We start from the raw sequence: 11,393 nt of genomic DNA on the forward strand, positions 1-11,393 counted from the left end.
GGACCGGACACGACCAGCACCACACCCGCAGCAGCCGCCTCGAACGCCTCGCCTACCGGCTCACGGCCTGACCCTGGAATTACGCAGCAGAGTCCGCGGGCGGTTCGGAGCGAGGACGGCGGTCATTTCGCCGCGTGCTCGCGGGCCAGCTCGACCGCCCGCCTCACCGGTCCCCGGTACACGGGCCCGTGGCCGGGCAGCACGACGCCGGCGTCCAGGTCCTCCAGCAGAGCCAGGGAGCGAAGCGCTCCGGGCCGGTCGGTGTGGAACATCCCGGGAAGCAGTTGCGGGCCGTCGACGCGCGAGGTGGGGTGGGGCGGTCACCAGGGCGTCGCCGCTGACCAGGACGCCGCTGTCGGGCAGCAGGTAGGCGCTGTGCCCCTTGGTGTGCCCGGGCGTGTGCACCGGTACGGGGCCGCCGGGCAGGTCGAGCGAGCCCGACGCCGGGAAGGCCTGGGGTTCGGCCACCGGCACGTGAGCGGTGCCGCCCGCCTTGAGGGCGTGCACGGCCCAGGGCACCACGCCGGGCTGCCAGGCCCGCGCCACGATCTGACCAACGGTCACCTGGTTCAGGAAGTCCCGGCGGGCGTGGCCGACCTCCCGCTCGTGCATGAGGACCGGCGTGCCGTACGTTGCCCGCAGGTGTTCGGCGGCTCCGATGTGATCGTTGTGCGCGTGCGTGACAATGCCGAAGTCCGGCCTCAGCGGGGCGCCGCGACCGGAGTGCCCCAGGCCCGCTCGATCTCGGCGGCCGGAAATGGCGTCCGCTTGCTCTCGGTGAGAAACCGGCGGTGGAAGTCGCCCAAGACCACGGCAGTGCGGGCATGCCGGTCGATGATCGCGGCGATCTCGCGGGGGACGTCATCGGGCTGGTGGCCGGCGATCCACTCGCGCAGGAACGGCTCGTGTTCCACACCGCCGCGCAGGCCATCGGGCAGGTGGTGACGGAGCAGATGGCTCACAGTGTGGCAGCGGTCATACGCGAGGTGGTCGGAGAGGAACTCCGCCTCGGCCGCTGACAGTTCGAAGCCGGAGCTCAGGGCGAGTCCGAAGTCCGCGAAGTACAGCAGCCGGCCATCGGTCAGGACATTGGTGAAGTGGGCGTCGAAGTGCACGAGTCCGTGCGAGCTCATGAAGGCAGTGCCGCGCGCCAGGGCCTCCTCCACCCACACGTACGGCGAGCCCGCCCCACCCTCCGGCGCGGCGGACCGGTAGTCGTGCAGCCAGTCGGCGAGAGTCTGCGGGACGTGTTCCAGGAAGAGCACCAGACTGAACGAGGACCGGCCGATGGCCTCCAGCCGCTCACGCACGGCCGATGAACCCTCCCAATGCACGACCGCCCCGTCGACGCCGCCGAACTCATCGGCGAACCCCTCGGGAGGAGAGTCGGGCAGGACGCGCCAGTGGTACATCAGCGGAAAGCCCTCGTACGCGTTCCCAAGGACCCAGTTGGTGGTCATGACGTGCACGGCCAGCTCTCGCCAGGCCCCGAACCCGGCCGAGCCCGCCCCGTACTGGTAGAACATCGGCAGTCCGAAGAGGTTCGCCGTCGACCGCGCGTTCTCTGGCCGCAACTCGGTGTCCGTTAGGGGAACCCGCTTGACGAACACCCGCGTGCCGCCGATGTCCAGCTCCGCCGACCTGCCGCCGATGCCGGACCCGAGCGGGTCGGCGGCGGCCACGACCTCGCCGAGCCGACGGTCACTCAGCAGGGACAGTCGCGTGGCCACGGTCTCATACGTGGCGAGCCGCGCGGCATACCGCGGGTCCGAATGGTGCATCGACGACTCCTCGGATGCCCGGAACCAGGGCGTCGGTGATCTCGCGAACGTGGTCGAGCCTATCCGCCTCGGCCCCAGCCACACCGTCCGCTCCGAGCCTCCTGAGACCGATCTCTTACGGACGCGACCCCAACCGTTCTACCTGCGCATACGGCACCGGCTCACCCGTTTGCCCCGGATACCGTCTGGGAAGCCGTCTACATCATCGAGGGCCTGCTGAAGAACACCTCCCAGATGCAGCCGACCACCGTGCACGCCGATACGCAGGGCCAGAGCTTCCCTGTCTTCGCGCTCGCCCACCTCCTGGGCTTCGACTTGATGCCCAGGATCAGGAACTGGAAGGAACTGACCTTCTATCGGCCCTCCAAGCAGACGGAGTACGTGCACATCGACGCCCTGTTCGGGGAGCCGGGCAAGAACGTCGTCGACTTCGACCTGATTGAGTCCCAGTTCCGGCACCTGATGCGCGTCGCCGTCTCGGTACGCGAGGGCGCCGTCTCCTCCTCCACGCTCCTCAAGCGTCTGCGGTCGGGGTCGAAGAAGAACGCCACTTACGCCGCCTTCCGCGAGGTCGGCCGCGTGATCCGCACCGTCCAACTGCTGCGCTACCTCTCGGACGCGCCGCTTCGTCGGCGGGTCACGGCGGCCACGAACTGGGTGGAGTCGTTCAACCGGTTCTCCCAGTGGATCGGCTTCGGTAACCGCGGTGTCATCGCCGACAACGACCCGATTGAGCAGGAGAAGGCGATGAAGTTCAACGCTCTGCTCACGAACGCGGTGATCTTCCATAACGCCCTGGACATCGCGGAGATCGTGCGACAGCTGCTGGAGGAAGGGTGGGAGATCGACCCGGAGGACCTGGCCCACATCTCGCCGTACCTGACCGAGCACATCAACCGGTTTGGCGAGTACGCCACGCACGAGCTCGGCATCCAGCCCGATGCGTACGACCCGAAGCTCGATGTCGACTTCACCCCGCTGCGCGAGCAGGACCTGACCGCCGCCGGCCTCGGCCAGGCCGCCTGGAGCAGGCCCGACTGGTGACCTGCGTTCAGCGGCGCAGGACGCTGACGACGCGTTCCCTTCCCAGGATCGGGGCGTCCTTGCATCCTTCGGGAGTGATGAGGTAGGGGCCGACCCACTTGCGGGAGTAGCCCGTCGGGTCGTCCTGGTCAGGATAGGTGCGGCGGTGCGGTCGTACGAACCACTGGTGGCGGTAGATGCGGCCGGCAGTGTCGCGGGCGCCGCGGTCGTCGTCGGAGGCGGGCCGGATGGACTGGCGGAGCGTGATGTAGCGGACCGGGGCATCGGGGTGCTCGGCACCGGCCCGGCGCAGGCGTTTGCGGGCAGTGGCGTCGGGCCGTACCTGTTCGGACTGCCACAGGGCACGGCGGGTGTCGGCGGGCTGCCGGATCAGTAGCAGGGTGCCCAGGAGGATCCGGATGGTCCGGAGCTGGTCCTCATTGAGCAGTGTGCATCGTGAAAAGTGCAGGTCGGGCCAGCTGGTGCGCGGGGTCGGGGGTGCTCGGGCTGGTCGGCGGTGGGTGAGGACTGGGCTTGAGGTGGGGTGCGCGGGGAAGCTGGAGCCGCTTCGGGCGAAGATGACCAAGTTCGCCGATCGTGGCGGGCTGCACAAGCGGCCTGATGGGAAGTTCACCGCACGCCAGATCGCCCGAAGGGGTGGCGGAATGGTGCTGCTGGACGGCTCGGTGCTCCGCACCCGGCGGCGCACCGGGGCCGAGAACCGCAAAAGCCACTTGGGCAAGAACGAATGCCACTCATTGGCCGAAGAACCCGAATGCTGCCCGAATGCCCTCGTTCAATCGCCGTGTTGACAACAGTGGATGACCAGCGGTAATGGTGTTCCAGTCCTGTTCGGTCGAAGGAGATGGTCCATGGCAGCCGCGACACGATCAGACGGGGGCGAGGGGTGACGGATTCCGGTGTGGATTTAGAGCCCGGTGGCACGGATGATCTCGGGAAGGCCCTGGCGGTCTTCACGAGTGTGCGGCCGCGCCTGTTCGGGATCGCGTATCGCATGTTGAGCAGCGCCACCGAAGCCGAGGACCTGGTGCAGGAGGTCTGGCTGCGGTGGCAGATGTACGACCGCAGCACGGTGCTCAATCCGGGCGCGTTCCTGGCGACGACGACGACCCGGCTGGCCATCAACGCACTCCAGTCCGCGCGGGTGCGGCGGGAGACGTACGTGGGGCCGTGGTTGCCGGAACCCGTCGACACGAGCGCGGACCCTTACCTGGGCGCCGAGCGCGGTGAGGCCCTGGAGTTCGCGGCGCTGATGTTGATGGAGAAGCTCACCCCCAACGAACGAGCCGCCTACGTGCTGCGAGAGGCGTTCGACTACGGCTACGGGAAGATCGCCGAGGTTCTGCAGGCGACCGAGCCCGCGGTGCGTCAGCTGGTCAGCCGGGCCCGCAGACACATGACGGGCGAACGGCGCAAGACCGTGCCCGCCGCCGCACAGCGGCAGCTGCTGACCGCGTTCCTCACGGCCGCCCGCTCCGGAGACACGACCGCGCTGGAGCAGCTCTTCGCAGCGGACGTGGCCAGCCTGTCCGACGGCAACGGCAGGCTGGGGGTCGCCCGTCGGCCGATCGTGGGCGTGCCGCAGGTGACACAGTTCATGAACGCGATCTCCGACTGGTTCTGGGACGGCCTCGACGTGCGGTGGGCGAGCACGAACGGGCAGACGTCCGCTGTGCTGCTGCGCAACGGCGCCGAGTTCGGGGTACTCACGGTCAGCGCCACCGCCGAGGGCATCGACCGGGTGATGTGGATGTTCAACCCCGAGAAGATCGCGACGGTGTCCGAACTGGCTGAGTCGCCGACGTCACAGACCGACGGGGTGCCTGGTCACAGGCGCGGGATACGAAAGAACTGAGGATGCCCAGCCGGCTTGAGGACGTCGTACACGGGCTTGCCGAGGCGGGCTTGCGAGGCGACGTCGCCGCTGTCCGGGCCGCGCTGGATGCCGATGTCGTCGCCGTGTGTGACAGCGGCGGCATCGTACCCGCCGCGACGGGTACCGTTCACGGCGCCGAGGACGTCGCCGACCTGGTCGCCGTCCTGCTGGGCGGGTTGGGCACCGAGGTGATCGTCGAGTCCGTCAACGGACGTGCCGGCCTGGCCGTGCGCCAGGGACCCCTTGCCATCGCGGTGATCGGCGTCGGGGAGGCCGGGGCCAGGGTCACCAACCTGTGGATCGTGCTCAACCCGGCCAAACTGAACGACTGGCACAGGCCGCCGGCAGACCGTTGACGGGCCCGCGCGGCATCTGCCGCGCGGGCCCGTCGGGTCAGCGCGCGAGCCAGTCCGGATAGGCCGTCTTGGCGATGACGGCGCCGTCCTCGGCGATGAGGGCCTTGCCCGAGGCGGCGGCGAACATGCCGGCCGTGCTGTCCGTGACGACGGTGCGCTGGTCGCCGCGGGCGGCGAGCGTGATCTTGCCCAGTTCGTCGAGCCGGAAGACCTCGGGTCCTGCGACGTTACGGGTGCCCCGCAGCGGGGTGCCCACGCTGACGTCGGCCACGGCCCGGGCGACGTCAGCCGAGGCCATGGGCTGGACGAGCGTGGCGGGCAGGCGGACGGTGTGCTCGTCGGAGGTCCAGGACAGCACCGAGTCCATGAACTCGAAGAACTGCGTGGCGCGGACGATCGAGTACGGCACGGGGCCGGCCTTGAGGATGTTCTCCTGCAGCACCTTGGCACGGTAGTAGACCAGGTCCGGCACCAGGTCGGCGCCCACGATCGAGAGGATGACCGCGTGGCCGACGCCGGCCGCCTCGGCGGCCGCCAACAGGGTGTCCATGGTCTGCTGGAAGAACGCGGGGGAGGCTTCGTCGAAGGTCGGCGAGTTCGTCAGGTTGACGACGACGTCGGCGCCCTTCAGCGCCTCCGCCAGGCCCTGCCCGCTGAGCAGGTCCAGGCCAGAGGACGGGGAATGCGGCACCGCCTCGTGCCCGTTCGCGTTGAGGATGGTGACGACCTGCGATCCGATGAGACCGGTCCCACCGATGACAGCAATCTTCATTTCTTCGCCCTTTCTTGCCGGATTCCGTGAGGAACGCGTTCACGAGCCAAGACCGACCGGCCCCGCGGGTTGTGACACAAAGAATTTCCCGCGGGAAACGGCCCCTAGACTCCGACGAACGTGACGGTCTCGTCGAGCGGTGCCCGGCCGGTACGAGGACGGCTCACCGCGACATCCTCGAACCCGATCGACATTCCGCAGAAGAGAATCAGTTCGTCCGGGGGCGAAAGGATCTCGCCGACGGTCCGGTGAAACTTCGCCCACGCCATCTGCGGGCAGCTGTTCAGCCCCTCGGCGCGCAGCAGCAGCATCACGCTCTGCAGGTACATGCCGAGGTCGGACCATTGCGGCCGCCCCATGCCGCGGTCGATGTAGCAGAACAGAGCGGCGGGTGCGCCGAAACAGTTCCAGTTCTCGGCGGCGGCCCTCTGACGCGCCTCTATGTCCTCGCGCGGGATGCCGAGTGCGCCGTAGCGCTGCTCGCCGAAAGCGGATCGGCGCTCGCGGTACGGGGATTTCAGCGCGGGCGGGTACATCTCGTACTCCGGCTCGTCCCAGGGGTCGCCCGCGGCGAGGCGCTCGCCCGCGCGCTTCTTGAGCTCCGCCAGCGGGGCGCCGGTCACCACGTAGGCCTGCCACGGCTGGATGTTCGACCCGGACGGCGCCCAGGCCGCCGCCGACAGCACCCGCTTCAGCACCTCCCTCGGGACGGGCCGGTCGGTGAATCCGCGAACCGCCTGTCGGCTCGTGACCGCTTCGTAGACGTCCACAATCTCCTGCCTTCCGAGCTGATCGAGACGTGGCGGGTCAGTGGTCCCAGACGGTCGGCACGAAACGGAAGGCGTCACCGGCGGCCGCCACGTGGCAGAGGGACGGGAACGGCACGTGAGTCGCGAGCAGTCGCTCGCCGCTCGCCGCCATCTCCGTCAGGAGACGAACCCGGACGCGGGCCGATTCCTCTGGGTCGTGTTCGAAGCCGTTGTACCAACCGGGCCGGTCGAACCCGCACTGGAACACGGCGTCGCCGACGAATGTGAGGCGGTCGCCGCCGGACTCCAGGCGGACGATGCTGTGACCGGGCGTGTGACCGCCGGTGCGCACGATCGTCACTCCCGGCGCCACCTCGTGCTCCTTCTCGAACGGCTTCAACTGGCTGCGGTACACGTCCAGGAACTTCGAGGCGGACGCACGGAGCACCGCCGGCACCGCTTCCGGCATGGCGGTCCGGGAGAAGTCAGGCGCCTCCCAGAACTCCGCCTCGGCGGACGCCAGATGGACCCGCAGGTCCGTGCGCAGCCGGCCCCTGAACCCTTCGACGAGCAGCCCGCCGATGTGGTCCATGTGGAGGTGGGTGAGCACCACGTCGGTCACGGACCCGGGGTCGATGCCGGCCGCGTCCAGTCGCCTGGCCAGCTGGCCGACCCGCGGGTGGCTCGGGAACTCCGCGCCGAGGCCGGAATCGACGAGGACGGTCCGGCCACCGCTGCGCACGACGGCCACGTTGATCGGGTAGACGAGCATCTCCGGCAGGAAGTTTTCACCGAGCCAGGCGGACAGGTCCGCCTGGGCGGCGTTGGTGGCCAGCGTCTCGGCCTCGATCTGCATCGTCCCGTCGCTGATCACCGTCACGTCGATGTCGCCGACGTTCAGCGCATAGCGGGAGGGCACCAGTTCGTCGTGAACCAGTGCGCCGGGGTGTGCGAGCTTCATGGCGTTCTCCTCGTGAAGAGCGTCGACCGAAGACATCGACGGCGTCATGGGGTACGCCGTCCGGTCATTCCCTATGACAGGACGGCACCGCAGTCTGTGACAGCCGCTCTGCCCCCTCGCCTCCGCCCCGCCTGGCCTAGGGGGTCAAGGGGGTGACCCAAGCGATAGCGAGCGGCCTCCGTGCAGACCAGGGGACCAGAAGCCCCGAACGAACCTCACTACTGACGAAGAACCGTTCCGCACCCCGCACTGCCGACTGCATCAGGGACGGATTGGTGAAGCCGTTGACCTGTAGCGCGCCCGAACCGTGTTTGCCGCGCACGACGTTGTCGTCGGCCCACTGAAGCAGGCCCTGGCGGACCCCGGGAACGTCACAGGCCCGCAGATGAGACGTCGCCATACCCAGTTCAACGACGGAAGGCGTCCCCGGTTCCGCCGAACGGGTCGGGCATTGATGTTTCATAGGTGGTCGCTCGTGAAACACGCGGCCGTCCGACAGTCCACCTGCGGCGATCACGTTTCATGAGTTGTTGCAAACGGCTGGACTTCTGAAACACCCTCATGAAGCGGTCCGAGGTCGTGAGCGACGACTTCAAGCGCGTGGAATCGCACGACTGCCCGATGTCCACCTGTGCCGCCCCGGCAGGCTCGCCCTGCCGCACTGGCAAGAACAAGGTGGCGATCCAGTACCACACCGCCCGCTTCCGCCTGGTGCCTCAACTCGCGAAGGCCCTCAACGTGCCGACCCCCGCCGTGCGCAAGCCCGGCTCCGCCTGGGCCCAGGCCGGCGTAGCCGAGCTATACGACCGCAGCCCAGAGCATTACGCAGAGCTACACACCACCTGGCCGTAGCTATACGAGAACAGGGCCTACTCCCTGTCGGAGGAGGGCAGCCGCCGGGCGGAGCACGGGCGCGGCAAGACCGTCTGGCTCGAAGTGGACGTCTCCGGGTCGGTGGACCGTCGAATGACCTAACCCGTCCGCAAGACACATGTCAGCTGGACAACGGTTCGAGTGGAGTCCGTACACACCCCGCGCCGCATACGGCGGAAACACTGACCGTCAACTGACTGATGTACCGGGGTGTGATGTGACGCCAACGTAAGCACTGACGATCCGTGCGGCTCCGGGCGTGCCCGGTCCACTGATCATCACTCCGTAACCTGCTTGACTGGTGACGCAATTCATGTCAGTTTCTTCTCGCACACACCGCGTTAGAAACGCCGGTGCATGTGTCACCGCTTCGGACAGGTATCTACTTCTGATAGGAAAGCCATGAGACGACGACTGCTGACCGCCGTCGCGGCCGGGGTGCCGCTGGCCGCTGCGGTGTACCTGCCGACCGCCTCGGCGGACACCGGGAGCTCCGCCTCCCAACCGCGCACATGCTCGACCGTCACCGTGCAGGCCCCCGCGGGCACCGAGGTGGAGAGCGTGGTGTCGGTCGACCGTCCGGCGGGAACCGTCGACGTGCCGGAGATCACGCCCCTCCCCGCCGCGCACATCACCGATGTGCCGGCCTACTGCGACGTGACGGTCACGCTGACCCACCCGGGCGAGGGAGATCACGCCAAGGTGAAAGTCTGGCTGCCCCAGAACGGCTGGAACGGCCGCCTGCAGACGATCGGCGGCAGCGCCTTCGCCGCCGGCGACTACGGCACCGGCCTGGCGGACGCCGTCAAGAACGGCTACGCCGCAGCCACCACCGACGCCGGCGTCAAGTCCTACCTCGACACCAGCTGGGCCCTGGACGCCAAGGGCCGGGTCAACACTCCGCTGCTGAAGAACTTCGCCTCCCGGTCCGAGCACGAGGCGGCGGTCGTCGCCAAGCAGGTCATCGGCGACTACTACGGCAGGACGGCCTCCTACGCGTACTTCAACGGCTGCTCCACCGGCGGCCGCCAGGGCTACGCGGAGGCCCAGCGTTACCCCGACGACTACGACGGCATCCTCGCCAACGCGCCCGCCATCAGCTGGGACGAGTTCGAGGTCGCCACCCTGTGGCCGCAGGTGGTGATGAACAACGAGAAGACCTACCCGACAGGGTGTGAGTTCGACGCCTTCAACGCCGCCGCGGTCAAGGCCTGCGACTCGCTCGACGGCGTCAAGGACGGCCTGGTCGAGAACCCGGCCCGCTGCGACTTCGACCCCCGTCAGCTGATCGGCACCACCCTTGAGTGCGAGGGCAAGCAGGTGACCATCACCGCGGCCGACGCGGCCGTGGTCCGCAAGATCTGGGACGGCCCGCGCACCACGTCGGGCAAGAAGCTGTGGTCCGGCGTCCCGATCGGCGCCGACCTGAAGTTCCCATTCCTGGCGGGCACCCTGCCGGACGCGAACGGCGACCTCAAGGGCGCCGCGTTCCCCGTCCCCGCCTTCTGGGTCGCCTCCTGGCTGAAGAAGCAGCCCTCGTTCGACGTCTCGACGATCACCTACAGCCAGTTCACCGAGCTGTTCCGGCAGTCCCAGGCCGAGTACGACGAGGTCATCGGCACCGACGACCCCGACCTGTCCGCCTTCCGCAAGTCCGGCGGCAAGCTGCTGACCTGGCACGGTCAGCAGGACCAGCTCATCCCCACCCAGGGCACGGTGTCCTACCGCGAGCAGGTCGAGCGGAAGATGGGCGGCACCAAGCGGGTCGACGACTTCTACCGTCTCTTCCTCGCGCCGGGCACGGCCCACTGCGGTCTCAACGGGCAGACCGACGACCTCGGCGCCCTGCGCGCCTGGGTCGAGCACGGCAAGGCGCCCAGGACGCTGACCGCCAAGCTGACGAACTCCTCCGGCGAGCAGGTCACCCGCGACCTGTGCGCCTACCCGCAGGTTTCCCGCTACACGGGCCACGGTGACCCGGCCGCCGCCGGCAGCTTCCGCTGCGTGCCCCCGTCCCGGCACTGACCTGCCGACACATCCCCAGCGACTGAGAAAGGCCGACCGTCATGAGCACCAACACCACGACACCCGGTACGCCGACCGCGACCGGTGAGCGTTCCTCCCTGCTGAAGCTGTACCTGTCCCGGGGTGTCCTGGCCGTGGTGTGGGCCGTGGCGTTCGCCGGAGCCCACAAGGACGTCGACGCCGTGGCGATCACCCTGCTGGTCGTCTACCCGCTGATCGATGCGGTGTCCTCGTTCCTCGACCTGCGGACCGCGCCGGACGGATCGGAGCGCCGGGTGACGCTGTTCAACGGCGTTCTGAGTACCGTCGCCGCGATCGCCGTGGGCATCGCGGGCGCCGGCGGCGAGCAGCCAGTGCTGCACGTGTTCGGAGCCTGGGCCGTGATCTCCGGCGCGGCCCAGGTGGCGGTCGGCATCCGGCGGCGCGGTCCCGAGCTGGGCAAGCAGTGGCCGATGCTGATCGCGGGCGGCCTGTCAGTCCTCGTCGGCGTCTTCTACAACATCCAGGCCGCGGGCGACGATCCGTCGCTCGACGTGCTGTCCGTCTACGCCACCGGCGGCGGCGTGTTCTTCATCGTCCAGGCCCTCCTGCTGGGCTGGAAGTCCCGCCAGCTTCGGACCCGGACCGTCTGAGCACCCCGCGCGTCATGTCCTCGGCCCGCCCCCACAAGGGGCGGGCCTCCGCCCGTTCCCGCCACCGTTGACCAGCCAATCAACGCCCGGCGGCGGGAGCCTCCACTGGATACAACGGGCCGCGGCACCGGCGGGGCTCACGGCCCGACGGGAAAACGTGATCGCGGCGGCCGATGTGTGCCCTGGCGTGTTCCACCGCCGTGCCCGGTGCGGAACATGGACTGCCAGGTTTTCCGGCTCTTCGGTCGCTTCCGTGGGCGGGGTTATGCGGTTTGACGGCTTGGTAGGTGGGGGCGGTGTCCGCCGAGGGTGAGCATGGCGAGG

12 protein-coding genes and 2 pseudogenes are annotated in these 11,393 nt (G+C 68.7%); 7 read left to right on the top strand and 7 right to left on the bottom strand.

Going from position 1 to position 11,393, the window contains the following annotated elements; genetic code table 11:
* Nucleotides 1-122 precede the first annotated feature (122 nt).
* From ACIBB8_RS36185 to ACIBB8_RS36195, 3 genes and pseudogenes are all read right to left on the bottom strand, one after another.
* A complete protein-coding gene (locus ACIBB8_RS36185; RefSeq protein ID WP_398959479.1) occupies nt 123-272 on the bottom strand; it encodes a hypothetical protein in 150 nt (49 codons plus the stop codon).
* A gap of 37 nt (nt 273-309) precedes the next feature.
* Nucleotides 310-759: pseudogene (locus ACIBB8_RS36190) on the bottom strand (MBL fold metallo-hydrolase); the annotation flags it as partial.
* The gene (locus ACIBB8_RS36195) at nt 702-1,781 is read right to left on the bottom strand and encodes a protein kinase family protein (protein ID WP_398959481.1); all 1,080 of its coding nucleotides are present in this window, start codon (nt 1,779-1,781) and stop codon (nt 702-704) included. The pseudogene ACIBB8_RS36190 and the gene ACIBB8_RS36195, both read right to left, overlap by 58 nt.
* Nucleotides 1,782-1,940: 159 nt before the next feature.
* Here ACIBB8_RS36195 and ACIBB8_RS36200 point away from each other — a divergent pair.
* Nucleotides 1,941-2,825 (top strand): annotated as a pseudogene (locus tag ACIBB8_RS36200) (Tn3 family transposase); the annotation flags it as partial.
* A gap of 7 nt (nt 2,826-2,832) precedes the next feature.
* On the opposite strand, the gene ACIBB8_RS36205 reads toward ACIBB8_RS36200, so the two are convergent.
* Nucleotides 2,833-3,390: a hypothetical protein gene (locus tag ACIBB8_RS36205; RefSeq protein ID WP_366692983.1), complete on the bottom strand. Its 558-nt coding sequence runs from the start codon at nt 3,388-3,390 to the stop codon at nt 2,833-2,835.
* Between ACIBB8_RS36205 and ACIBB8_RS36210 the strand changes: the two genes are divergently transcribed.
* The 3 genes from ACIBB8_RS36210 to ACIBB8_RS36220 are packed head-to-tail and all read left to right on the top strand — an operon-like array spanning nt 3,383 to nt 5,057.
* Nucleotides 3,383-3,616, top strand: a complete 234-nt coding sequence (locus ACIBB8_RS36210; RefSeq protein WP_366692982.1) for a hypothetical protein — start codon at nt 3,383-3,385, stop codon at nt 3,614-3,616. The two genes, ACIBB8_RS36205 and ACIBB8_RS36210, sit on opposite strands and share 8 nt — an antisense overlap.
* Before the next feature lie 53 nt (nt 3,617-3,669).
* Entirely contained in the window at nt 3,670-4,680 is a 1,011-nt protein-coding gene (locus ACIBB8_RS36215) for a sigma-70 family RNA polymerase sigma factor (RefSeq protein ID WP_398959484.1), read from the top strand.
* A gap of 2 nt (nt 4,681-4,682) precedes the next feature.
* Nucleotides 4,683-5,057: a hypothetical protein gene (locus tag ACIBB8_RS36220; protein ID WP_366692981.1), complete on the top strand. Its 375-nt coding sequence runs from the start codon at nt 4,683-4,685 to the stop codon at nt 5,055-5,057.
* A gap of 37 nt (nt 5,058-5,094) precedes the next feature.
* Here ACIBB8_RS36220 and ACIBB8_RS36225 read toward each other — a convergent pair whose 3' ends face one another.
* From ACIBB8_RS36225 to ACIBB8_RS36235, 3 genes are all read right to left on the bottom strand, one after another.
* Nucleotides 5,095-5,829: an SDR family oxidoreductase gene (locus ACIBB8_RS36225; protein ID WP_398959486.1), complete on the bottom strand. Its 735-nt coding sequence runs from the start codon at nt 5,827-5,829 to the stop codon at nt 5,095-5,097.
* A 104-nt stretch (nt 5,830-5,933) separates the two neighbouring features.
* The gene (locus ACIBB8_RS36230) at nt 5,934-6,599 is read right to left on the bottom strand and encodes a nitroreductase (RefSeq protein ID WP_366692979.1); all 666 of its coding nucleotides are present in this window, start codon (nt 6,597-6,599) and stop codon (nt 5,934-5,936) included.
* 37 nt (nt 6,600-6,636) lie between these two features.
* Nucleotides 6,637-7,539, bottom strand: coding sequence for an MBL fold metallo-hydrolase (locus ACIBB8_RS36235; RefSeq protein ID WP_366692978.1), 903 nt, complete (start codon nt 7,537-7,539; stop codon nt 6,637-6,639).
* Between the two features lie 579 nt (nt 7,540-8,118).
* Here ACIBB8_RS36235 and ACIBB8_RS36240 point away from each other — a divergent pair.
* The 3 genes from ACIBB8_RS36240 (at nt 8,119) to ACIBB8_RS36250 (ending at nt 11,069) form a co-directional block, all read left to right on the top strand.
* Nucleotides 8,119-8,391, top strand: coding sequence for a hypothetical protein (locus ACIBB8_RS36240; protein ID WP_398959489.1), 273 nt, complete (start codon nt 8,119-8,121; stop codon nt 8,389-8,391).
* 423 nt (nt 8,392-8,814) lie between these two features.
* A complete protein-coding gene (locus tag ACIBB8_RS36245; protein WP_398959491.1) occupies nt 8,815-10,437 on the top strand; it encodes a DUF6351 family protein in 1,623 nt (540 codons plus the stop codon).
* 41 nt (nt 10,438-10,478) lie between these two features.
* Complete coding sequence (locus tag ACIBB8_RS36250) at nt 10,479-11,069, top strand: DUF308 domain-containing protein (protein WP_398959493.1); 591 nt, start codon at nt 10,479-10,481, stop codon at nt 11,067-11,069.
* Nucleotides 11,070-11,393: the final 324 nt, after the last annotated feature.

The organism is Streptomyces sp. NPDC051286 (genome assembly GCF_044455345.1).
Lineage (GTDB): Bacteria > Actinomycetota > Actinomycetes > Streptomycetales > Streptomycetaceae > Streptomyces.

Coding starts and splice junctions, on each gene's coding strand:
- ACIBB8_RS36225 (WP_398959486.1), bottom strand. CDS start 5,829: ATGAAGATTGCTGTCATCGGTGGGACCGGTCTCATCGGATCGCAGGTC.
- ACIBB8_RS36235 (WP_366692978.1), bottom strand. CDS start 7,539: ATGAAGCTCGCACACCCCGGCGCACTGGTTCACGACGAACTGGTGCCC.
- ACIBB8_RS36215 (WP_398959484.1), top strand. CDS start 3,670: ATGGTCCATGGCAGCCGCGACACGATCAGACGGGGGCGAGGGGTGACG.
- ACIBB8_RS36185 (WP_398959479.1), bottom strand. CDS start 272: ATGTTCCACACCGACCGGCCCGGAGCGCTTCGCTCCCTGGCTCTGCTG.
- ACIBB8_RS36195 (WP_398959481.1), bottom strand. CDS start 1,781: ATGCACCATTCGGACCCGCGGTATGCCGCGCGGCTCGCCACGTATGAG.
- ACIBB8_RS36250 (WP_398959493.1), top strand. CDS start 10,479: ATGAGCACCAACACCACGACACCCGGTACGCCGACCGCGACCGGTGAG.
- ACIBB8_RS36220 (WP_366692981.1), top strand. CDS start 4,683: ATGCCCAGCCGGCTTGAGGACGTCGTACACGGGCTTGCCGAGGCGGGC.
- ACIBB8_RS36245 (WP_398959491.1), top strand. CDS start 8,815: ATGAGACGACGACTGCTGACCGCCGTCGCGGCCGGGGTGCCGCTGGCC.
- ACIBB8_RS36210 (WP_366692982.1), top strand. CDS start 3,383: ATGACCAAGTTCGCCGATCGTGGCGGGCTGCACAAGCGGCCTGATGGG.